The organism is Flagellimonas iocasae (genome assembly GCF_042682725.1).
GTDB classification, from domain to species: Bacteria; Bacteroidota; Bacteroidia; order Flavobacteriales; family Flavobacteriaceae; genus Flagellimonas; species Flagellimonas iocasae.
The window spans coordinates 1,234,443-1,257,168 of the sequence record NZ_JBHUHU010000001.1; the positions used below are offsets into that span (position 1 = coordinate 1,234,443).

Genomic DNA, 22,726 nt, shown 5'->3' on the forward strand with positions numbered 1-22,726 from the left:
ATCATATCAAAAAACAATAAATAAACCAAAGTCATGAAAAAACTTATCACACTAACATTGGCCCTATGCACTGTGGCCATTACAAACGCCCAATGGGGGCGAAAAATTAAAGGGGATGGCAACGTTGTCACCATTGACCGCTCCGTAGGAGATTACGATGGTGTTGCATTGGCAGGATGGTTCGATGTTGACCTTGTGGATGGTCGGGAAGGGAAAATCACCCTTGAAGGTGAATCCAATCTCTTGGAATACGTACAGACTGAAGTGAAAAACGGCACCTTGGTCATAAAAGTGGAAAAAGGGGTAAATCTGAGGCCCTCGAATTGGGGAAAAGGGATTCACATTACAGTTCCTGTTGAATCCATTAGTGAAGTTTCACTTTCGGGTTCTGGCGATATCGTTGGACGCACAACCATAAAATCAGACAATTTTAGCACTCGGATTGCAGGGTCTGGAGATATCACTTTGACCGTTGAAGCTGGTAATGTGGACGCAGCACTTTCTGGGTCAGGGGATATCAACCTTTCTGGAAAGACCATGGGGTTTGATGTTCAAGTCTCAGGATCTGGAGATATCAAAGCTTACGAATTGGAAGCCGAAAATGTTACCGTAGCTGTTTCAGGGTCCGCAGATGTTAAAGTTACCGCCAATCAATCCATAGATGCCCGGGTATCTGGTTCTGGAGATATCAGTTATCGGGGAAATCCAAAGAAAATCAATAGCAAATCCTCAGGTTCTGGAGACATATCCAGAGGATAAAAGGAGTTTATCAAATCCAATCAAAAAACGTAAGAACCCCGATCATCATCGGGGTTTTTTATGGTATGGTTATTCCTTATGGTTCACGCGTGCCAGCAGAAATATTCCTCCTAAGAAGAAAAGCCCCAAAAATATGGTACTGTTTCGCATACTGCCCGTAAGTTGGGCCACGGCGCCATAAAGAAAGGTTCCGATGATGATCCCAATCTTTTCAGCTACGTCGTAAAAACTAAAAAATGATGTGGTATCCGTAGTTTCCGGTAAAAATTTGGAATAGGTAGATCGCGACAATGCCTGAATGCCTCCCATTACAATCCCTACCAAACTGGCGGCAATGTAAAAATCCATGGGTGTTTGCAAGAAATAGGCATACACACAAAGCATCAACCAAACACAGTTGATCACCATCAAAGTTTTAATATTTCCAAACTTGCCGGATGCTTTTGCGGTTAGGGTCGCTCCCAAAATGGCCACAATCTGTATCACCAAAATACTTATAATCAGTCCTGTGGTGCGTTCGCTGTCCGAGCCCCACGTAATTTCTTCCTCACCAAAATAAGTAGCAATCAACATCACAGTTTGTACCGCCATGCTGTACACAAAAAAGGCACCCAAATATCGTTTTAATCGGGTTTGGCTTCCTAGTTGTCGCCAAACGCTTTGAAGCTCGTGAAACCCATTCATTACGATGTTTTTTCGTTCCCCTTCGCGCTTGTAGCCCTTGGGCAAATGGGCAAAAGTATACTGACTGAAAAGTATCCACCAAATCCCCACAGAAATAAAGGAATATTTCATCGCTTTGATTTCGGCCACTTCTCCCCCGCCATCTGTAATCCCGAAAGCATCGGGCTGCATTACCATGGCCAAATTGAATACCAATAGAATTACACTACCAATATATCCCAAGGAAAATCCTTTGGCACTGATGCCATCTTGCTGTTCAGGATAAGCAATATCTGGGAGATACGAATTATTTATGGCGAAACTGACCCAAAATCCTACCAGACCAAAGAAATAACATACCAGCCCGAAATAGATATTCTCCAAGGAGAACCAATACAGACCAATACAGGAAATTGCCCCGAGATAACAGAAAAACTTGAGAAAAATCTTCTTGTTCCCCATATAATCGGCAATTCCAGATACCAAAGGGGTTACAATGGCAATAAACACAAAAGCCAAAGAGGTCACATAACTGATTAGGGGTGCTCTGGCGATTTCACCTCCAAAAACAGTAACTTTTTCAATACCGGCAACCCGGAAAAGAGCGCCATAAAAAATAGGGAAAACGGCAGAAGAAATCACCAAACTATAGACCGAGTTGGCCCAATCGTAAAATGCCCAAGCATTCAATAGTTTTTTGCTTCCCTTTAATGCCAATACTTGTGCCATGGTATGTTGGTTGGTTAAAAAGAAAATGTCATTTGGAACTGTGCGAGAATCCTTTCTTTTGGTGGTCTGGAGTTCCCGGTAGCTCTAAATGACATCTTTAGTTGGTTAAATATACGCTATTTAAATGATGTTACCCCAAATTTTCTTGCTTCTTGTTTTGCGGCCGGAGCCCAAGCGGTCAAATTACTGATACGGGTGTCATTGGAAGGGTGCGTACTCAAAAATTCCGGTGGTGCCTGCCCTCCTGATTGTGCTTTCATCCGTTGCCACAGCTGCGCTGCTTCATCTGGATTATATCCGGCTATGGCCATAATCTGCAAACCTATTCGGTCTGCTTCGGTCTCATGTCCTCTACTGAATGGTAGCATTACCCCTACCTGCGAACCCAATCCGTATGCGGTGTTGAACATATTTCTTTTCTCCGGATCCTGAATAGCTACATTTCCTGCCACAGCACCGATTTGTTGCAGCATTCCGGCACTCATACGTTGTGCTCCATGATCGGCCAAGGCGTGTGCCACTTCGTGACCCATGACCACTGCAATCCCAGCTTCATTTTGGGTAATAGGCAAAATCCCTGTGTAGAATACAATCTTACCTCCTGGCATACACCAGGCATTTACGGTTTTGTCATCTACCAAGTTGTATTCCCATTTATAATCTTTTAAATAACCTGGATATCCATTGGCATCCAACCAACGTTCTGCCGCTGAGGCAATCCGCTGACCTACCCGAGTGATCATTTGGGCATCGGATGTTCCGGTAATTACTTTATTTTCATCCAAAAACGAGTCGTATTGGGCAAATGCCATGGGGAAAATTTGGCTATTGGGGTAAAAATTTAGCGTGCTTTTTCCTGTAAATGGATTTGTCTTACATGCGGTCACTGCCAAGAACATCGCAACCGCCAAGGTGATCCTTTTCATATGTAATTTTTAATAGTGTTTAGTACAAGGGAAATTACAAAATTATTTTCCAAAAATGTGGAGCTCTGTAAAATCCTTACTTACCTCAATGGAGTTACTTCCATTCAATTTGATGTCTTTTGGGTCTACCTCCTCATTGTCTAATTCCACCATTCCGATGGTAAATGGCAAGCCATGAAATTTGAGCTGAAGCTTATCATATGGGGTGATGAAATTCCCATCCTTGAACTGCTGAATAATCAACTCGTTGGGTTTTCCACGTAATCTGAAGTTCCGTAAACTGAAACGTCCCTTTTTATAGTCATAGCCATCTTGTTGGTCCTCATAAACGGTGGATGTCTCAAGGCCCTCTTTGTAGTACACATCTATCCGTAGCTCCTTGATCTCCTTCTCTCCCACATATTGCTGAACGGGATATTTCGGAATCATGGCGCCTTCTTTAACATACAACGGAATCTTGTAGATTTCTGCTGGAACCCATCTTTCCATTCCCCCGGTGATGACCTCATCGGTCCAGTAGCTATACCACTTGCCCCTTGGGAAATACATTCTTCTGCCTTGCGCATTGGGTTCTTGAACAGGACAAACCAACATTTTGTCCCCAAAAAGAAACTCATCCGTCCTAAAATGGGTCTGGGTGTCCTCTTGATCGTAGAATACCAAGGATTGAAGCATGGGCATTCCCTCTTTGATATACTTGTAGAACATGGTATACAAGTAGGGCAATAGCTGATATCGTAATTCAATATATTTTCGAACGATGTTGGTGATTTCCTCACCAAAAGACCAAGGTTCTTGATCTCCATGGTCTCCACTGGAGTGCACTCTGCAAAAGGGATGGAAAATAGCCAATTGTACCCATCGGGCAAACAGTTCCCCATTAGGCTGCTCCGCAAAACCACCAATATCGGAACCTACAAAGGAATATCCACTCAAACACATGCGTTGCATCTGCACATTGGCAATCCAAAGATGCTCCCACGTGGCCACATTGTCACCTGTCCATGTGGCACAATACCTTTGTGTTCCAGCATAAGCGGCCCGGGTAAGCACAAAAGGTCTCCTTGGAAAGGTGAATTTTTTCACCCCTTCATACGTAGCACGAACCATTTGCATGCCATATATATTGTGGGCTTTTCTATGGCTACACGGATGACCATCATAGTCATGGCGGACATCCAGATTGGCTGTTTTGGTTGGAACTTCCATGATGGCGGGTTCGTTCATGTCGTTCCAAACACCGCGAACGCCCATTCCAGCAATCATCTCTTTGTACAATCCTGCCCACCATTCACGAACGTCTGGATCTGTAAAATCTGGAAACTTGCATTCTCCTGGCCATACTTTTCCCTTAAAATGAGGGCCATCGGCACGTCTACAGAAAAAACCATTGTCCATGGCCTGTTGATATACCCAATAATCCCGGTCTATTTTTATCCCAGGATCAATCATGGTGATGACCTTAAAGCCATCCTCCTCCATTTCTTGCACCATTTTTTTGGGATTGGGAAAATATCGATTGTTCCAAGTGAAGCATCGGAACCCTTCCATATAATCGATGTCCAGATAAATAGCATCACAAGGTATGTTAAGCTTCCTAAAGGTGGAGGCTATCTTTTTCACTTTTCGTTCTGGATAGTAGCTCCATTTGGATTGATGGAATCCCAAAGCCCACAAAGGGGGAAGTTCGGGCACCCCGGTCAAATCCGTGTAGGCTTCCACAACCTGACTCATCTTTGGTCCATAGAAGAAATAGTAGTTCATTTCCCCACCATCGGCCCAAAAACTGGTCACATTTCGCTTTTCGTTGGCAAAATCAAAATAGGTGCTGAAAGAATTGTCAAAAAATACACCATAAGCAGCGCTTTCTTTAAGACCGATATAAAAAGGAATGGCCTTGTATAACGGCTCTTGATCCTTCCCATAAGCGTAAGAATCAGTAACCCAATTGTTTACGCGCTTACCTTTAAGATTGGTATGTGACGCTTTATCACCCATTCCGTAGAAACTTTCTCCGGAATGACAGATTTTGCTCATCTTCACTACGTTGCCACCGTAATCGTAATTCTCCTCCCAGTGGAATCCGAGTTCGTCATCCAATATGACCATATCCTCCAAGTCCACAATCTGGACCTTTAGGTCCTTTTTGTTGATGTAGACCTTTATTTTGGATGTGGTGATAACATATTCGGGGATTTCCTCAGTAACGGTAAGTTCATTGTAACCCAAACTTACATCCTCACTAAGGGCATAAGAAAAATCAGGTTCAAAAACATATTCTGTGGCATATCTGAAACGGATAGCACTGTCGCGCAATATGGTCACCTGCAAAATGACCCCGTTTTGTGTGGTAAAATATAGTTTGTCGTTTTCCTGTTTGAAATCGACAATATGGTTAGGAGACTGGTTCCCTCTCCTTTCAATTTCCGTATTGGTAATCATAGCTGGCTTATCAGACTGACAAAAGAAATACTTTACCTCGACAAATTAAAAAGATATTTTGAACAACAACCCAACTATAACGTTATAGTCTGTTCACTATTTGTAAACGACCACTGATAATGGGGGTAAAGTCATCACAACCGATTGCGCTTGACCGTTCCATTCGGTTTTTGAAGGTTTTAGGGTTTTCTTACCGATACCACTACCGGAATATTTGCTGTCATCACTGTTAAACACCAATTTTAGCTGGGTATTCTTGGGAACGCCAACCCTATAATTTTCGCGGGGTACAGGCGTAAAGTTACAAGCTATGATAAGGTCATCTTTAGGGTCTTCACCTTTTCTAAGGTAGGTGATGACGGTGTTTTCCTTATCGTTGTATTCAATCCACTGGAAACCATCGGGGCTGAACTGCTTTTGATACAATGCAGGGTTGTTTTTATATAGTTTGTTAAGATCCTTGATAACTTCTTGGATTCCAGAGTGAAAATCGTACTGAGTGAGGTGCCAATCGAGGCTTTGTTGGAAATCCCATTCTGAAGATTGACCAAATTCACCCCCCATAAACAACAAATTTCCTCCGGGATGGGTAAACATGTATCCAAACAATAGTCTTAGGTTGGCAAAACGTTGCCATTCATCCCCCGGCATTCGATATAAAAGGGATTGTTTTCCATAAACCACCTCATCATGAGAAAAGGGCAACACAAAGTTTTCGGTAAACGCATAGGTCATGCTAAACGTAATGTCATTAAGATCATACGACCGATAAATGGGTTCCTTTTTGAAGAACTCCAACGTATCGTGCATCCAACCCATCATCCATTTCATTCCAAAACCCAATCCACCAAAATGTACCGGTTTGGTCACCCCTGAAAACGCCGTTGACTCTTCCGCAATGGTCTGCACCCCTTTAAAACTGGCATACACCTCCTGGTTCATCTCCCGAAGGAAAGACAAGGCTTCTAGATTTTCGTTGTTACCGTACATGTTGGGTTCCCATTCGCCATCTTCACGCGAATAATCCAAATACAACATCGAGGCCACCGCATCCACCCGAAGTCCATCCACATGGTATTGGTCCAGCCAAAAAATGGCATTGCTAATCAAAAAGGCACGAACCTCATTTCTTCCATAGTTAAAAATCAAACTTTTCCAATCGGGATGATATCCTCTTCTTCGGTCCGGGTGCTCATACAGGTGCGACCCATCAAAATAACCAAGACCGTGGGCATCCTCCGGAAAATGGGAAGGTACCCAATCCAATATGACCCCAATTCCCTTTTGGTGGAATTTGTCCACCAGCACTTTAAAATCCTCTGGTTTTCCAAAACGGGAGGTCGGTGCAAAATATCCGGTTATCTGGTATCCCCAAGAAGGGTCGTACGGATATTCCATGACAGGCATAAACTCCACATGGGTAAAGCCCATTTTATCCACATAATCCACAAGCTCGTCTGCCATTTCAATGTAGGAAAGCGACTCCCAACCATTTTTCTTCTTCCAAGAGCCCAAGTGCACCTCGTATACCGAATAGGGCTTGTCCAGCGCATTTTTTTCTTCACGGGTGTCCATCCATTTCTTGTCCTTCCAATCATAAGGTGCATCCCAAACTAGCGAAGCTGTATTTGGGGGCTGTTCACAAAATCGAGCGAATGGGTCGGCCTTTTCGGTCCAAATATCATTGTTGTGTGATTGGATTTTGTACTTGTATTTAGTGCCTTTGTCCACCCCGGGAATAAAACCTTCCCAAATGCCACTTGAATCCCATCGAACATTGAGTTCGTGCTCCCCAGCATTCCAATAATTGAAATCACCAATCACCGACACCGATTTGGCCGAAGGGGCCCAAACCGCAAAGTAGGTACCCTTAACACCATCAACCTCAATGAGGTGCGACCCTAATTTATCGTAGAGCCGAAAATGCTTTCCACCCTTAAAAAGATTGATATCGAATTCTGAAAATAAACTGTGGACAATTACGTTGGACATAAACAATATTTAGCAATTACAATATAACACATCTTTGCTCAAGAATACGATTTTAGCAGAATCCTTTCAAATAAAATCCAGTTCTTTTGAAAAAATGGAATGCTTTTTGATTTTTACCAAAAAACAGAAAAAATGAAAACAAATCAAAAATCCAAAATCATGAATAAATTCAACCTTATTATCGCAGCATGTATCGTATTGTTCACCGTGGCCTGTGAAGGACCCGCAGGACCTCCAGGACCTCCCGGATTTGATGGAAATGACGGTTTTGATGGTGCCGATGGCATTCAGGGGCAAGTTGTGGAAGTGGATGTCAACTTTGGTTATGATGGCGATGCAAACCTTTTCAGCTCCCTTATTAATTTTAGTGATATCACCGACTTTGAAGTCTTTGAGGCCGATGCCGTTTTGGTGTATCGATGGGCAGGTACCGTCGGTTTGCAAGATGGAAGCGACGCTGACCTTTGGAGCCAAATCCCACAAAACTATTTTCTTCCCGAAGGAACCATTCAATATGTATTTGAATACACCTTTGTAGATGTGGAACTGTTCATTGATGGAAACTTTGATTTATCCACTTTGAGTACAGATTTTACGGATGATCAAATCTTCCGAATTGTATTTGTACCCAGCGTTTTTGCCAATTCCTCTAAAATGGACACCTCCAACATTGAAAATGTGATGTCCGCTCTGGGAATTACCGAAGATCAAGTTCAGAAATTGGAGTTGAATTAAAATCAGCTTTCAAATCATAGCAAGAAGTCCCGCGGATATCCCTGGGACTTTTTCTTTTTATAGTATTTTTGAAAGGATAGGGTGATGAATACGTCTTATCAAGTAAAAGAAAAGGAAATGGGAAAAAAATTGCTTTTGATTGTGCTTTTGACTTTTGTGGGGTGCAAGGGCACATCACAAGAAGAGAAAAAGGAAACCAAAAAAGAAACAGCGTACAAGGTCACCAAAACCGATGCTGAATGGAAGGCCGAACTGACGGATATGGAATATTATGTCCTCAGAAAGGAAGCCACTGAAAATGCATTTACCAGCGACCTTTTAGAAAACAAACAAAAGGGAACCTACGTCTGTGCCGGATGTGGTACCCCTGTTTTCAAAAGCGAGCACAAATTTGATTCTGGCACGGGATGGCCCAGTTTTGACCGGGAAATTGAAGGTAACGTGGCCTATGACACCGACTACAAAATAGGTGTGGCCCGTACCGAAGAACACTGCGCTGTATGTGGTGGCCATTTAGGGCATGTTTTTAACGATGGCCCCAGAAATACCACCGGAAAGCGGCACTGTATCAATGGCGTTGCGCTGGATTTCATCCCTGATGGGAACTAAACCAAAACACGATAATGACCGAGAAATATAATATCCAAAAAACGGATGAAGAGTGGCAAAAAGAACTCTCTCCGGAAGAATACTACGTGTTGCGAAAAAAGGGCACCGAACGTCCCTTTACTGGGCAATTCAACCTTCATTTTGAGAATGGTGATTACCACTGCAAGGCTTGCAACGCCAAACTTTTTGAAAGCGAACACAAATTCGAGAGTGGTTGCGGTTGGCCCTCGTTTGACCAAGCTGTGGAGGGTGCCATTGAATATATTCGGGATACATCGCATGGTATGATTCGCACGGAGACGGTCTGCGCCAACTGCGGAGGCCATTTAGGTCATGTTTTTAATGATGGTCCCCGGGAAACTACCGGCCAGCGGTATTGTATCAACTCAATAAGTATTGGTTTTGATCCTGCAGAAAACGAATGAATTTTCAAGAAAACTATCTTTCCAACGTCATTTTTGAGTTCCATCGGTATAAAAGCATGGGAGACAAAACCTTTGCCCAACTCACCGATGAAGACATCCTGTGGACCTATTCGGAGACGGACAATTCCATCGCCATCATTGTTAAGCATATGGTGGGAAATATGTTGAGCCGATGGACCAATTTTTTGACCGAGGACGGGGAAAAGGAATGGCGACAACGGGAAATGGAGTTTGAGGCCCCCTACGACACCAAAAATGAAATGCTGGAAGCTTGGGAAAAAGGTTGGAGCTGCCTGTTTGATGCTCTTGAACGGCTAAAAACAGTGGATTTTGATACCAAAATCAAAATCAGGAATGAAGAACATACAATTGTTGAAGCCGTAAACCGACAATTGGCACATTATCCGAGCCATGTAGGGCAGTTGGCCTTCATTGGAAAGATGATAAAAGGCCCGCAATGGGAATCACTTTCTATCCCAAAAGGAGGCTCGGACGCCTTTAATCAAAAGATGTTCGGCGAGGATAAAATCTGATTTCACAAACAAAGTGATTTTTGACTTTCCCGTACTTGGGATTTGGGGATTGAATTCCGTACTTTTGCACCTGCCCGCTCTAAGGCAGGCTTCAAATCTAACAACATAAAATCAAGATCTAATGAGCAAGTTCGATATAATTGTTTTGGGGAGTGGTCCCGGTGGATATGTAACCGCAATCAGAGCCTCACAACTTGGATTCAAAACAGCCCTTGTAGAAAAGGAAAGCTTAGGTGGTGTTTGTCTTAATTGGGGGTGTATCCCAACGAAGGCCCTACTGAAATCCGCTCAAGTTTTTGAATATTTGAAGCATGCCGCAGACTATGGTCTAAGTGCCCAAAACGTTGAGCACGATTTTGATGCCGTGGTAAAAAGAAGCCGTGGCGTTGCCGATGGGATGAGCAAAGGTGTTCAGTTCCTGATGAAAAAGAACAAAATTGAGGTGCTCAATGGGTTTGGAAAGGTTCAACCTGGCAAAAAAGTGTTGGTAAAGGGAGAGCATGGGGATACGGCTGAGTATACCGCCGACCACATCATCATAGCCACAGGAGCTCGAAGCCGCGAATTGCCAAGTTTGCCTCAAGATGGCAAAAAAGTAATCGGGTATAGAGAGGCCATGTCACTTGAAAAGCAACCTAAAAAATTGATTGTGGTAGGTAGTGGTGCCATCGGTATCGAGTTTGCCTATTTCTACAACTCCATGGGAACCGAGGTGACCGTGGTGGAATATATGCCCAATATTGTTCCGGTTGAAGATGAGGATGTTTCCAAGCAACTGGAGCGTAGCTTCAAAAAGGCAGGCGTAAAAATCATGACCTCTGCCGAAGTCACTAAAGTGGATACTTCTGGCGACGGTGTAAAAGCTACGGTAAAAACTTCCAAAGGTGAAGAGGTATTGGAGGCCGATATCGTACTATCAGCAGTGGGCATCAAAACGAATATTGAAAACATCGGTTTGGAAGATGTTGGAATTGCCGTGGACCGAGATAAAATCTTGGTGAACAACTATTATCAAACCAATATTCCCGGATATTATGCCATTGGTGATGTTACGCCAGGACAGGCATTGGCTCACGTGGCTTCCGCTGAAGGAATCCTTTGTGTTGAAAAAATTGCCGGAATGCATGTAGAGCCGTTGGATTATGGCAACATTCCTGGATGTACCTACTGTGTTCCTGAAGTGGCATCTGTTGGATTGACCGAAAAACAAGCCAAAGAAAAAGGATACGAACTCAAAATAGGCAAATTTCCATTTTCCGTGAGTGGAAAGGCAAAAGCCGCTGGAACCCCTGACGGTTTTGTTAAAGTCATTTTTGATGCCAAATATGGCGAATGGTTGGGTTGCCACATGATCGGTGTTGGTGTTACGGATATGATTGCCGAGGCTGTAGTGGCCCGTAAATTGGAAACCACCGGCCACGAGGTGTTAAAGGCGGTTCACCCGCACCCAACTATGAGCGAAGCGGTTATGGAAGCGGTTGCTGACGCCTATGATGAAGTAATCCACCTATAATTCGGGTATGCTGAAACTTTTCAGGGCCACTGCTATCTTAGAAGGAATTTCCTATTTGTTGTTGTTCGGAATGACAATGCCTTTAAAACATTGGGCAGATATTCCAGAACCAAACAAGGCTGTTGGCTATGCCCACGGGGTACTTTTTATTCTTTACGTAGTGGTGGCGGTTGTGTTCTGTTGGGAGCACAAATGGAGCATCAAAAGATTCATCATTCTTTTTATAGCTTCCTTGTTGCCCTTCGGAACGTTTTATGCGGATAAAAAATATTTGAGTTCTTTAGCCTAAAAAACTTTGGATGGCCAAATCATAACTTTGAAGTCCAAAGCCTAAAATGACTCCTTTGGCTACTGGAGAGATATAGGAAAAATGCCTGAATTCTTCTCGTTTGTGCGTATTTGAAATATGTACCTCAACTACAGGAGTGGTCACCGCTTTAATAGCATCTCCAATACCTACGGAGGTATGCGTATAGGCAGCGGCATTTAGGACAATACCGTCATAATCAAACCCAACTTCTTGAATCTTATCAATAAGTTCCCCTTCTATATTGGACTGAAAGTAGTGCAGTTCCGCCTGCGGAAACTTCTGCTGTAATTCTTTAAAATAATCCGCAAAAGTGGTGCTTCCGTATACTTCGGGTTCCCGTTTGCCCAATAGATTTAAGTTGGGTCCGTTGATGATCATTAGTTTCATGGGGCTAAAAATACAATAAAAAGAAAAGGGCGGTATATGCCGCCCTTATTATCGTTCAATTCTTATAAATCAATTAAAGGCAAACTGCAGACCTAGTCCAAAGGCTCCTACCTCATTCCCCCAATTATCACTGAGGCCAATAAAAGGTCTCCAGTCAAAATTAATGACAAATGGAACTCCGTTCATCTTAAAGTCAAGTCCTGCATGAGGGCGAAGCGCAAAACCATTTTCACCTCCATCCAAGAGAATGATACTTGGTCCAGCCCCTACATACCATCGCAATCCAGCGGCCCGTGCAAATCCTTTGTGGTACGAATACAAAGCGGTGATGATGGTCGCATTGTCCTCAAAACCCAAATCGGCCTGGCCGACATGATTGGAGGTAAAAAAATACTTGCCCGTGGCACCGACAAAAGTGAGATTGTCTATGGCATCCACACCCAGCCCCAATGCAGCCTTATAGCTAGTCTGGGCTTTAAGTGACACCGAACACAAAAGAACAAGTGTAAAAACAAACAGTAATTTTTTCATTTTTAAAGTAATTATTGGTTAATATTCATGATATAAAACTGTTGGGATATTTGGGGTTATAAACAGTTTATGCTATTTATTCATAATTCAGCTTTACTATTCGAGATAACTTAGTAAGCAATCCAATCCTTCTTTGGGTCTTTATCAGAATAAAAACAAAATCCCCAAGGTTGCAATTGAAAAATTACCATCATTACTAATGTTTACGTAGGAAACGTTCAATTCTGTGTTCCCTGTAATATTGTAACCTATTATGGGCCTTAGATAGAATCCTCCTTCATTGCCTTCATTTACACCAACGGCATAACCAACATCGGCTCCAAATTTGAAATCGTAGGTTGGGTATATCCTAAGGGAACCTGCTACCGGTATAAACTGAAAGTCATCAAATTCTGTCTCCACATTGATTCCACCTCCTGAAATGGTGGTGGTATCCCCAAAAGCATTGATAAATCCAGTTGCAAAACCTAAATCCAACAGTTCGGAAGCCCCAATATGGTAGGCTATATCCAAACCAAGGCTAAAACTGGAAATATCCGCAGCATCCCCTACAGGAATACCTGCAATTAAACCTGCTCTAAAATTAGTACGGTCCACGTATTGGGCCATCGATGAAAAACTAATGCCAACCATTGCTATGACCGTCAATAAAAATGTTTTGTTCATAATGTTAAAATTTGCTAAACACTTAAACGGGTCTTCAATGGATATAGTATCAACTCGTAATAAAAACCCTACAAATTGTAACATTTTATAAATTCAGCGGGAAAATATTTAAACCCAGCGCACCTCTTTGGCCCCATTTGACCAAATAGCCATTTGAATTGACCAATCACTAAAAAGACCAGTGAAGTCAAAAATTATTGTCATTATCTTTAATCCATGAACTGGCAACATGCATTGCAGGATTATGAGAATTATCTAAAAATTGAGCGTGGGCTCAGTTCAAATTCCATTTCCAATTACGGGTTGGACCTCCAAAAGCTGATGGATTATCTCAGCGAGCATGATATAACCGAGTCTCCAATTCAAATAGACCAAGAAACAGTTCAACAATTTATTTACGATGTTGCCAAAACCGTAAACCCAAGGTCACAAGCACGCATAATTTCTGGTTTGAAAGGGTTTTTTAATTACCTAGTTTTTGAGGATTACCGTGCTGATAATCCCATGGACCTCATTGAGACCCCAAAAATTGGGAGAAAATTGCCAGACACCTTATCGGTTGACGAAATAAATGACCTCATCTCCGCCATAGACCTGTCCAAACCAGAAGGAGAACGCAACCGTGCCATCGTAGAAACCTTGTATGGCTGTGGACTTCGGGTTTCTGAATTGGTGAATTTGAGGCTATCGGACCTTTATTTTGAGGAAGATTTTATTAAAGTGACCGGGAAAGGAAACAAGCAGCGCTTTGTGCCCATCAGCAGCATCAACAAAAAATACATCAATATCTACCGAAATGAGGTTCGTGTACATGTACCAATCCAAAAAGAGCACAATGATTTTGTGTTCTTGAACCGAAGGGGGAAACAGCTTACCCGCGCCATGATCTTTACCATCATAAAACAATTGGCGGAACTCATCGGATTGAAGAAAAATATCAGTCCACATACCTTTCGGCACTCCTTTGCCACCCATCTTCTGGAAAATGGGGCTGATTTACGTGCCATTCAGCAGATGTTGGGCCACGAAAGTATTACTACAACCGAAGTATATATGCATGTGAACCGGGTTCATTTGGCCAAAGTTTTGAATGAGTTTCATCCCAGAAAATAGAAACCTAGAATTTTAATCGTGTTCCTAATTTTAGCCTGGTTTTTGCACCTTCAAGGCCAATATCATAAAATTCTGGAGTTCCCACAGGCTGAACAATTTTGGCCTCAATCATCATATTGGGACTGACATCATGACCAATTCCATAGAAAAAATCCTGCCTTGGTTTGGGGTTGGGATGCCCTTTTCCCATGTTCTCCATATCCAATCCAATATTCATTAAATCCCATTCCCATTGATATCCTCCAAGGATATACGTCTTATCATTTAAATACTGCTTCATCTGAATTGGAATGGTAAATCTATCCGCGAAAGGTCTTCTATAATGTTCACCCCCGATACTGAACTCTGTCCTGTCAGTTAGGGCTAGATTGACCTTGAACCAAGCATAATTGGACAAACCATCAAACGTTGGGAAATCGTATCCTTCAATGGTCAAAGGCGTTTCTTGAAGTGTTGCAGGGGCACTACCGATTTGACCATATCCCAAGTGGGCAAATACCATCAATACTATGATTGTTGAACGGAAAATCTGTTTTGACATGGCTAGTAGTTTTCCTAAAAGTTACCACATCAATCTTGAAAAATGAGTAGGGTTGGCGAAATTTTAACCTTATAACAAATGATGGATTGCGACATCACATCAATCCTTATTCAACTGAATCTTAGAAACTTGATTCTGTTTTTTATACGGTCGGATGATTAAACGGGCCTCACGATCAAAGCGAATGTAGTTGTACACCCAATTAATGAAGACCACTACTCTATTCCTAAATCCAATCAAAAAATAGAGGTGGACAAACATCCATACAAACCATGCAAAAACACCTTGAAACCTGACCCCCTTCATATCCACGACGGCCTTATTTCTTCCAACGGTGGCCATGCTTCCTTTATCCTTGTATACAAATGGTTTCATGGGTTTACCTTCCACCAATCGGACTAAATTCTCACCAAGATTTCTTCCTTGTTGAATGGCTGGTTGGGCCATCATGGGGTGTCCATGTGGAAATGCCTCCGTTTCCATTTGTGCGACATCGCCAATGGCAAAAATCTCTTTGAATCCATCAACTTGATGAAACCTATTGACCCGTAAACGGTTACCTCTGCTTAAAAATTCTTTGGCATCCAACCCCTTGATTCCGATGGCTTGCACTCCAGCGGCCCAAACAAAGGTTGCCGTATCAAAGGTTGTACCGGTATCGGTGGTTACCCGCATGCCATCGTAATCCAAAACGCGAATATTTTTCCAAACATTCACGCCCAATCCTTCTAAAAAACGTTCGGCTTTTTCGGAAGCCACCTCGCTCATGGCGGGAAGGATTCGGTCGCCACCCTGTACTAGATTTATTTGTGCCCTTCGCGTATCCAGATCGGGATAATCCTTGGGCAAAATGCCTTTTTTGATTTCGGCCAGAGCACCGGCCAACTCCACCCCAGTAGGTCCACCACCCACAATCACAAAACTCATCAGTGCATCGCGTTCATGAAGGTCATCGGTCAAAAGTGCTTGCTCAAAGTTCTCCAAAATAAGGCTCCTCAGATTCAACGATTGGGGAATGGTCTTCATGGCCATACCCTTGGTCTCAATATTTTTGTTTCCGAAGAAATTGGTCTCCGAGCCGGCAGCCACGACCAAATAATCGTAAGTCACCTCACCAATATTGGTCTTTACCTGTCTCGTTTTGGTGTCCACTCCCGTTACTTTCGCCAATCGGAAGAAGAAGTTGGGATACCCTTGAAGCACTTTTCTAATGGGATAAGCAATGGAATCCGGCTCCAGTCCTCCTGTGGAAACCTGATACAATAAGGGTTGAAAGTTATGGTAGTTGTGCTTGTCCAACAGTACTACCTGCATTTCATTTTTCCTGAGTTTTTTGGCTAAGGCGATTCCTCCAAAACCACCTCCTATAATTACTACCCGAGGGTAACTGGATTGCGGAATATTCATGGTTGACATGTTCGCTAAATTACGGATTCCAAATCAGCCTATACCATTTTAAGATGGGTTTTTTAGTATATTTAGCACCTGACTCAAAAACTCCATACAATGAAAAAAATTCTCCCCTTCAGTATTGCCTTTCTATTTTTTGCAACTGCTGTATTTTCCCAAAAAGACGAAGAAAAAGTACTTACCGATTTAAATGGTAAAACTCAAAAATACGGTGACATTGCCCATACCATTTGGGAATATGCCGAAATGGGTTATTTGGAGGAGAAAAGTTCCGCTTTATTGGAAAAAACACTCTCCGATGCAGGTTTCAGCATTGAAAAAGGTATTGCCGGAATTCCCACCGCTTTTAAGGCTGAATATGGTTCTGGATATCCTGTAATTGCCATTTTGGGCGAGTATGATGCACTTCCCGGCTTGTCCCAACAGGCTGTTCCGGAAAAGAAATCTGCCGATAAAGCTGCCGGACACGCTTGTGGACATCATCTATTTGGTACTGCATCTACCGCAGCGGCCATTGCGGTGAAAGACTGGCTAACCGCGAATAAAAAACAAGGAACCATTCGTTTTTACGGTTGCCCTGCGGAAGAAGGGGGTTCTGGAAAAGTATACATGGTTCGTGAAGGTGTGTTCAACGATGTGGATGTGGCGCTTCACTGGCACCCCGGTGCTGAGAATGAAGCAAGCGCTGGTGCTGCCTTAGCCAATAAATCGGCTAAATTTCGATTCCATGGGGTATCTGCGCATGCCGCAGGAGCACCGGAAAGAGGTCGCTCTGCCTTGGATGGCGTAGAGGCCATGGACATGATGGTGAACATGATGCGAGAGCATATCCCCCAAGATGCCAGAATCCATTATGTGATTACAGATGGTGGAAAAGCACCCAACGTTGTTCCTGATTTTGCTGAAGTATACTACTATGCCCGACACGGAAAAAGAGATGTGGTCATCGATATTTTTGATCGTATCGTAAAAGCGGCCGAAGGTGCTGCACTGGGAACAGGAACTACCATGGATTATGAAATGATTGGAGGCACACACGAGTTATTGCCCAACCTGACCCTTCAAAAAATTATGTTTGACAACCTCACCAAAGTTGGCGGGGTAACCTACACTCCCGAAGAAAAGGTCTTCGCTGAAAAAATTGCCACCACCTTAGGTGCAAAATCCTTGGATATGGAAACCGCAGAGAACATTCAACCCTATCAAGAAGAGGCCAGAGCTTACGGCTCTACCGATGTGGGTGATGTAAGCTACACTGTTCCCACAGCTGGTTTGGGAACCGCTACTTGGGTCCCCGGAACTCCTGCCCACAGCTGGCAAGCGGTTGCCGCCGGTGGAACATCCATCGGAACAAAAGGGATGATGGTCGCCGCAAAAACCTTGGCCCTTACCGCCATTGATGTTTTCAAAAATCCGGACACCGTAAAAAAGGCAAAAACAGAACTGGAAGAACGCAGAGGTGCAGACTTTGAGTATATTCCCCTTTTGGGTAACAGACCACCTGCCTTGGATTACCGTAAATAAGGTTTTTGGAGTGGCATTGTAACAAAAACAGTTTTGTAGCTACATATAAGGCAAACTACTTACCAACCGTTGAACAAAGAACTGGAACATCGTTTTGTTACCGAGCTTGAGAACAATCAAAATATTGTTCACAAGGTGTGCAGCCTTTATACCAATGATAAGGATTCCCACAATGATCTCTTTCAAGAAATCACGATTCAATTGTGGAAAGCTTATCCAAAATTTAGGGGCGACTCCAAGTTCAGTACATGGATGTACCGTGTGGCCCTGAATACGGCCATCACTTTGTACAGAAAATCGAAAAGACGGGTACAGACGCAAGATTATGATTCGGTCGTACATAAAATTAAGACTGATGACTACGACGACACCGAGGAGCGTCAATTAAAATTGATGTACGATGCAGTGCGGCAACTGGGTGACATTGACAAAGCCTTGGTATTTCTCTATTTGGAAGACAAAGATTATTCTGAAATAGCGGAGACCCTCGGTATTACCGAGGTCAATGCCAGGGTGAAAATGAATCGGGTAAAAAATAAATTAAGAACCATATTAAATCCGTAGCTTATGGTGGATGAACTGGAACTTTTAAAAAGAGACTGGCAAAAGAAGGAAGCCGAGCTTCCCAAATTGTCCTATGACCAAATTTATAAGATGATCTGGAAAAAATCATCTTCCATCGTAAAATGGATTTTTTATATCAGTATCATCGAGTTTGTCTTCTGGGCCGGGCTGAACATCATTTTTAGCGATGCGGAATCCATGCAAGAACTCAAGGCGATGCATATTTACAGAATTTTGATGGTACTGAACTTTATTAACTATGCGATAATCCTATATTTTATTTATAGATTCTATACCAATTATCGGAAAATTTCCTTTACTGATTCCTCTAAAAAATTAATGAAGACGATTCTATCTGTAAAGAGAATAGTTACACAATACGTTTGGTTTAACTTAAGCATTTTCACCGTATATACTATAATTTATTCCTATGGAACACTGACCTATGGGTCAGAAGGAAAGGAAATAATGGAAGCTGCGTCCCAAGAAGGAAACACTACCATGTTTTGGGCAATGACAATTGCTTTTTCCCTTGTTTTTATTGCAGTATTGTTGGTGCTAATTTGGCTTTTCTACAAACTACTTTATGGAATACTGCTGAAACGATTGCGTCAGAATTACAAAGAATTGAAGAAGTTAGAGGTTTAGTTTCCCTTGTAGCTGTATCTTCTTTTTTGGTTCTCCTCTTCGTAAGCGGCCAATTCTTCCTTGGAGATAACTTTTAAGAATGATGGATGCTGCTCAATGGCATATTCCAATTTTTCCAAAATGGCTTCAATGGACTCATTTTCATAGTCAATTTCCAAAGGCGGCTTTATTTGCATGGATTGTAGAATACCCTTCTTTTTTACTCGAAGTCCCTTCTTATCAAACGAACGTCGAAATCCATCAATAACCACTGGAACAACCACCGGCTTATACCGCTTAATGATGTGTGCAGTGCCCTTACGAAGTGGCTTCCAAGGTGTTGTGGTTCCCTGCGGGAAAGTGATTACCCAACCATCATCCAATGCTTTGGCAATATTACTGATATCACTGAACTTCACTTGGCGATTCACATCTTCACCATTGGCGCGCCACGTCCGTTCTATACTGATGGAGCCTGCATAGGCTAAAATCTTGGTGAGCAAGCTTTTTCCCATGGTTTCCTTAGCTGCGACGTAATAAATGTTGAGTTTCGGATTCCAGAGATAACCAAGGTTTTTGATATTGTCATCCCTCCCCTTTAAACTGGCATTGAACACGTGGAACATGGCCACAACATCCGCAAAATAGGTTTGGTGGTTACTTACAAAAAGTACGTTGGTTTCGGGCAGATCACGGATAATTTGTGAACCTTCAATTTCTAGCGTATTGAATCCTTTATAGCGTTGGTGCGTCATCATACCGGCAATACGAATTAACCATCGTTTTAGGAACAGAATATGACCGAAAGGATTTTCTTTAAATAGGCCCATGGGGTAACTGTTGTTGGCAAATTTACAAAAATAGCCGTTAAAGCACTTGCTGTAAAAGCTCCCTGATTTCGCTCAACATCATTGCCGTAGCGCCCCAAACGGTATAACCATTTAATTTATAAGCAGGTACGTTTATGTTTTTTGCGTACGAAGTACTCAATAATTCTTCAATGAGATTGGCATCATCCAGAAAATCCTTCAGATAAGCTTCCACCACTTGCTCCACCTCATCCTCTTGAGGAACAAAGGGTTGCGGCTTTGGGTATAGCCCCAAATAGGGTTGAACCATAAAATTACTGGGCGGAATATACACTTCACTCAATGCCCGTATCACCTGCACGGAATCAGGGGGAACCCCTACTTCTTCATGTGTTTCCCGAAGCGCCGTATCCATTAAATCCCTGTCCTGTTTTTCCACTTTTCCACCCGGAAAACCAATTTGATTGGAATGTACACCCTCATATTTCTTACGCAGAATAAGCAGTAAACGCGTCTCCATAGAGGTATCTGGATAAAAAAGTGCCATGACTCCGGCCCGTTTTGGATTGATTTTCTTACTATTATTCTGCTTCAACCATTGAATCCGCTCGGTTGGGGACATTTTATAGTGGGATTCCTCCCCGGGAAGAGGTAGATTTTTTAATTTTAAAGCTATTTCACTAAACGCATCAAAATTCATGTTGTTAAGACCATTCGCTTTAACTACAAGTATACTATTATTTTTTTTCGTCTCCTGTGGCGAATCACCAAAAAAGAAAACCTCTTCAAAGGAGACAAACACCGCTCCGATAGATTCTGTTCAGCAAGAAGACCTTCAAGATGAATCCGAAGAGGAAGAAGAGGAAGCGTTTGTCCTAGATGAGGAAAATGCCATCGATTTCTTTTTTAATTACCAAAAGAAGCTCAAAAAAAACAAGGTTAAAATCACCACAACCATGGGAAGCTTTACTGTTCAGTTGTACGATGACGTCCCGTACCATAAGGCCAATTTTATCTATCTGGCCCGAAAAAAGTATTTTGACAGCACCCAGTTTCATCGCGTAGTGAAGGATTTCATCATTCAAGGTGGGAACTCGGACGACAGGCGAACTGCTCAAAAGCGGGGTGATATTGGAAGGTACTTGCTTCCACCAGATGCCAAAAAAGGCTACAAACATCACAGGGGCACTATATCCATGCCCAGCAGTGAACGTGATAATCCGCACAAGCTGGCCTCACCTTATGAGTTCTTTATTGTGGTCACCAATCCTGGCTCATACCATTTGGATGGCTCATATACCCCTTTTGGACGTGTGATTGAAGGGATGGATGTGGTGGATGCCATTAACCAAGTTCCCGTTGGTGATGGGGATTGGCCACTGAAAAATGTTTACATTCTTAAAGTGGAAGTTTTGTGAACCAATTAAAAAAAAATATAAATTAGACAGCCTGTGGAATAACTCAAACTAATGATACAAACTAAACAACTCATTTACTCAGACAAACAACAATCCTACGAAGGCGTTATCGCCTATGACGACACCATTACAGGTAAGCGTCCCGTAGTGCTGGTTTCCCACACTTGGGTGGGACAATCGCAATTTGAAGAAGACAAGGCCAAAGAATTGGCAGAACTTGGTTATCTGGCCTTTGCCATCGATGTTTTTGGACAAGGGCGAAGAGCCAAAAATGCCGATGAGGCAGAAGCCTTGATGAACGAAATGCTGGAAGATCGTCAAGAACTCTTGAACCGATTACTCCTAGCAGTGGACACCATTAAAGAAAATGAAATGGCCGACACCAAAAGGATAGGAGCCATTGGTTTCTGCTTTGGTGGAAAATGTGTTTTGGACCTAGCGCGGTCCGGAATCGACATGAAGGGCGTTGTATGCTTCCATGGAATTTTTGATCCTCCGGGCATTGAACACGAAGGAGATATCATGTCCAAAATTTTGGTGCTTCATGGTTGGGAAGACCCTTTTGCTTTTCCAAAAGACATTATCTCTCTGGGTTACGAACTAACCGAGCGAAATGCCATTTGGGAAATGGATGTCTTTGGCCATACAGGTCACGCCTTTACCAACCCCAATGCCAATGACCCAGACAATGGAATGGCATTTAACCAACTGGCCAATGATCGTTCTTGGCTGCGAATGACCCATTTTTTTAAAGAGATTTTCACCAAATAACCTCAATAAAATAAGCTTTTATAGAGCCTGTAATCCAATTTTTATTTTGGATTACTGGCTCTTTGTTTTTTTATAATATCCAAAGTTTTTTCCGTTAACTTTTTCAGTCCTTCAAAATCACCGTTTTGGATGATCTCCTTGCCGATGAGCTGTGAGCCCAATCCCACACAGGAAACTCCAGCACCGAACCAACCCTTCAGGTTGTCCTCATCGGTGCTCACACCGCCGGTGGGCATGATGCTCGTCCAAGGCTGCGGGCCCTTTATGGCCTTCACGAATCCTGGCCCATAGACCGACCCCGGGAACAGCTTCACGATCTCCACGCCAAGCTCCTCGGCCCTGTTGATCTCCGTCAGCGAGCCACAGCCCGGGCTGTAGGAAACCTTCCTGCGGTTGCAGACCATGGCCACATCTTCCTTTAGGGAGGCCGTGACCACAAAATTGGCGCCCAATTGTATGTATAGCGAGGCCGCCGCCGCATCGGTCACCGAGCCCACACCCATCATCATCCCGGGGAGTTCCTTCAGGGCATATTTATTAAGTTCGGCGAACACCTCATGGGCAAAATCACCCCGTGAGGTGAACTCCATGAGTCTGGCACCACCATCGTAACAGGCCTTCAGTACTTTTTTCCCCAATTCCACATCGGGGTGGTAGAACAAGGGTACCATCCCTGTCCCGAGCATTGCATTGATCACTTCTATACGTGTATATCTTGCCATTTTTATC

The 22,726-nt window shown here is 43.0% G+C and carries 25 protein-coding genes; 13 read left to right on the plus strand and 12 right to left on the minus strand.

The window, feature by feature from the left end:
* Positions 1 to 33 precede the first annotated feature (33 nt).
* Entirely contained in the window at positions 34 to 759 is a 726-nt protein-coding gene (locus ACFSJE_RS05390) for a head GIN domain-containing protein (protein WP_379829945.1), read from the plus strand.
* 69 nt (positions 760 to 828) lie between these two features.
* Here ACFSJE_RS05390 and ACFSJE_RS05395 read toward each other — a convergent pair whose 3' ends face one another.
* The 4 genes from ACFSJE_RS05395 to glgB form a co-directional block, all read right to left on the minus strand.
* Positions 829 to 2,151, minus strand: a complete 1,323-nt coding sequence (locus ACFSJE_RS05395; protein ID WP_379829946.1) for an MFS transporter — start codon at positions 2,149 to 2,151, stop codon at positions 829 to 831.
* 116 nt (positions 2,152 to 2,267) lie between these two features.
* The gene (locus tag ACFSJE_RS05400) at positions 2,268 to 3,077 is read right to left on the minus strand and encodes a M48 family metallopeptidase (protein WP_379829947.1); all 810 of its coding nucleotides are present in this window, start codon (positions 3,075 to 3,077) and stop codon (positions 2,268 to 2,270) included.
* A gap of 42 nt (positions 3,078 to 3,119) precedes the next feature.
* Positions 3,120 to 5,519 (minus strand): glycoside hydrolase family 31 protein, encoded by a 2,400-nt coding sequence (locus tag ACFSJE_RS05405; RefSeq protein WP_379829948.1) that lies wholly within the window; start codon positions 5,517 to 5,519, stop codon positions 3,120 to 3,122.
* A 96-nt stretch (positions 5,520 to 5,615) separates the two neighbouring features.
* Positions 5,616 to 7,511, minus strand: coding sequence for a 1,4-alpha-glucan branching protein GlgB (glgB, locus tag ACFSJE_RS05410; RefSeq protein WP_379829949.1), 1,896 nt, complete (start codon positions 7,509 to 7,511; stop codon positions 5,616 to 5,618).
* A 132-nt stretch (positions 7,512 to 7,643) separates the two neighbouring features.
* Here glgB and ACFSJE_RS05415 point away from each other — a divergent pair, with 132 nt between their 5' ends.
* The 6 genes from ACFSJE_RS05415 to ACFSJE_RS05440 all read left to right on the plus strand — a co-directional run bounded on the left by ACFSJE_RS05415 (position 7,644) and on the right by ACFSJE_RS05440 (position 11,615).
* Complete coding sequence (locus ACFSJE_RS05415) at positions 7,644 to 8,246, plus strand: collagen-like protein (protein WP_379829950.1); 603 nt, start codon at positions 7,644 to 7,646, stop codon at positions 8,244 to 8,246.
* Between the two features lie 117 nt (positions 8,247 to 8,363).
* Positions 8,364 to 8,855 (plus strand): peptide-methionine (R)-S-oxide reductase MsrB, encoded by a 492-nt coding sequence (gene msrB / locus ACFSJE_RS05420; protein WP_379829951.1) that lies wholly within the window; start codon positions 8,364 to 8,366, stop codon positions 8,853 to 8,855.
* Between the two features lie 14 nt (positions 8,856 to 8,869).
* Positions 8,870 to 9,280: a peptide-methionine (R)-S-oxide reductase MsrB gene (msrB, locus tag ACFSJE_RS05425; RefSeq protein ID WP_379829952.1), complete on the plus strand. Its 411-nt coding sequence runs from the start codon at positions 8,870 to 8,872 to the stop codon at positions 9,278 to 9,280.
* On the plus strand, positions 9,277 to 9,813 hold the full coding sequence (locus ACFSJE_RS05430; protein WP_379829953.1) for a DUF1572 family protein: 537 nt from the start codon (positions 9,277 to 9,279) through the stop codon (positions 9,811 to 9,813). Before msrB (ACFSJE_RS05425) ends, ACFSJE_RS05430 begins: the two co-directional genes overlap by 4 nt.
* A gap of 121 nt (positions 9,814 to 9,934) precedes the next feature.
* The gene (gene lpdA, locus ACFSJE_RS05435) at positions 9,935 to 11,326 is read left to right on the plus strand and encodes a dihydrolipoyl dehydrogenase (protein ID WP_379829954.1); all 1,392 of its coding nucleotides are present in this window, start codon (positions 9,935 to 9,937) and stop codon (positions 11,324 to 11,326) included.
* 7 nt (positions 11,327 to 11,333) lie between these two features.
* The gene (locus ACFSJE_RS05440) at positions 11,334 to 11,615 is read left to right on the plus strand and encodes a DUF3817 domain-containing protein (protein ID WP_379829955.1); all 282 of its coding nucleotides are present in this window, start codon (positions 11,334 to 11,336) and stop codon (positions 11,613 to 11,615) included.
* Here the strand turns inward: ACFSJE_RS05440 and aroQ are convergent.
* The 3 genes from aroQ to ACFSJE_RS05455 form a co-directional block, all read right to left on the minus strand.
* Positions 11,607 to 12,023 (minus strand): type II 3-dehydroquinate dehydratase, encoded by a 417-nt coding sequence (gene aroQ, locus ACFSJE_RS05445; protein ID WP_379829956.1) that lies wholly within the window; start codon positions 12,021 to 12,023, stop codon positions 11,607 to 11,609. The genes ACFSJE_RS05440 and aroQ overlap by 9 nt on opposite strands.
* Before the next feature lie 69 nt (positions 12,024 to 12,092).
* Entirely contained in the window at positions 12,093 to 12,554 is a 462-nt protein-coding gene (locus tag ACFSJE_RS05450; RefSeq protein WP_379829957.1) for a hypothetical protein, read from the minus strand.
* 144 nt (positions 12,555 to 12,698) lie between these two features.
* Entirely contained in the window at positions 12,699 to 13,220 is a 522-nt protein-coding gene (locus tag ACFSJE_RS05455) for a hypothetical protein (protein WP_379829958.1), read from the minus strand.
* Between the two features lie 216 nt (positions 13,221 to 13,436).
* Here ACFSJE_RS05455 and xerD point away from each other — a divergent pair, with 216 nt between their 5' ends.
* Positions 13,437 to 14,333, plus strand: coding sequence for a site-specific tyrosine recombinase XerD (gene xerD / locus ACFSJE_RS05460; RefSeq protein WP_379829959.1), 897 nt, complete (start codon positions 13,437 to 13,439; stop codon positions 14,331 to 14,333).
* A 4-nt stretch (positions 14,334 to 14,337) separates the two neighbouring features.
* Here xerD and ACFSJE_RS05465 read toward each other — a convergent pair whose 3' ends face one another.
* Positions 14,338 to 14,874: a hypothetical protein gene (locus tag ACFSJE_RS05465; RefSeq protein ID WP_379829960.1), complete on the minus strand. Its 537-nt coding sequence runs from the start codon at positions 14,872 to 14,874 to the stop codon at positions 14,338 to 14,340.
* Positions 14,875 to 14,973: 99 nt separating this feature from the next.
* Entirely contained in the window at positions 14,974 to 16,281 is a 1,308-nt protein-coding gene (locus tag ACFSJE_RS05470; RefSeq protein WP_379830045.1) for an NAD(P)/FAD-dependent oxidoreductase, read from the minus strand.
* Between the two features lie 99 nt (positions 16,282 to 16,380).
* Between ACFSJE_RS05470 and ACFSJE_RS05475 the strand changes: the two genes are divergently transcribed.
* From ACFSJE_RS05475 to ACFSJE_RS05485, 3 genes are all read left to right on the plus strand, one after another.
* Positions 16,381 to 17,808 carry an amidohydrolase gene (locus ACFSJE_RS05475; protein WP_379829961.1) on the plus strand — a complete coding sequence of 476 codons (1,428 nt, stop codon included), beginning with the start codon at positions 16,381 to 16,383 and terminating at the stop codon, positions 17,806 to 17,808.
* 69 nt (positions 17,809 to 17,877) lie between these two features.
* A complete protein-coding gene (locus ACFSJE_RS05480; protein WP_379829962.1) occupies positions 17,878 to 18,372 on the plus strand; it encodes an RNA polymerase sigma factor in 495 nt (164 codons plus the stop codon).
* 3 nt (positions 18,373 to 18,375) lie between these two features.
* The gene (locus tag ACFSJE_RS05485; protein WP_379829963.1) at positions 18,376 to 19,020 is read left to right on the plus strand and encodes a hypothetical protein; all 645 of its coding nucleotides are present in this window, start codon (positions 18,376 to 18,378) and stop codon (positions 19,018 to 19,020) included.
* On the opposite strand, the gene ACFSJE_RS05490 is transcribed toward ACFSJE_RS05485, so the two are convergent.
* Entirely contained in the window at positions 19,017 to 19,829 is an 813-nt protein-coding gene (locus tag ACFSJE_RS05490; RefSeq protein ID WP_379829964.1) for a lysophospholipid acyltransferase family protein, read from the minus strand. The two genes, ACFSJE_RS05485 and ACFSJE_RS05490, sit on opposite strands and share 4 nt — an antisense overlap.
* A gap of 37 nt (positions 19,830 to 19,866) precedes the next feature.
* Positions 19,867 to 20,508 (minus strand): NUDIX hydrolase, encoded by a 642-nt coding sequence (locus ACFSJE_RS05495; protein ID WP_379829965.1) that lies wholly within the window; start codon positions 20,506 to 20,508, stop codon positions 19,867 to 19,869.
* Between ACFSJE_RS05495 and ACFSJE_RS05500 the strand changes: the two genes are divergently transcribed.
* Positions 20,507 to 21,226: a peptidylprolyl isomerase gene (locus ACFSJE_RS05500; RefSeq protein WP_379829966.1), complete on the plus strand. Its 720-nt coding sequence runs from the start codon at positions 20,507 to 20,509 to the stop codon at positions 21,224 to 21,226. The genes ACFSJE_RS05495 and ACFSJE_RS05500 overlap by 2 nt on opposite strands.
* Positions 21,227 to 21,277: 51 nt before the next feature.
* A complete protein-coding gene (locus ACFSJE_RS05505; RefSeq protein ID WP_379829967.1) occupies positions 21,278 to 21,997 on the plus strand; it encodes a dienelactone hydrolase family protein in 720 nt (239 codons plus the stop codon).
* 41 nt (positions 21,998 to 22,038) lie between these two features.
* Here the strand turns inward: ACFSJE_RS05505 and ACFSJE_RS05510 are convergent, their stop codons facing one another.
* Positions 22,039 to 22,719, minus strand: coding sequence for a bifunctional 4-hydroxy-2-oxoglutarate aldolase/2-dehydro-3-deoxy-phosphogluconate aldolase (locus tag ACFSJE_RS05510; protein ID WP_379829968.1), 681 nt, complete (start codon positions 22,717 to 22,719; stop codon positions 22,039 to 22,041).
* Positions 22,720 to 22,726 lie beyond the last annotated feature (7 nt).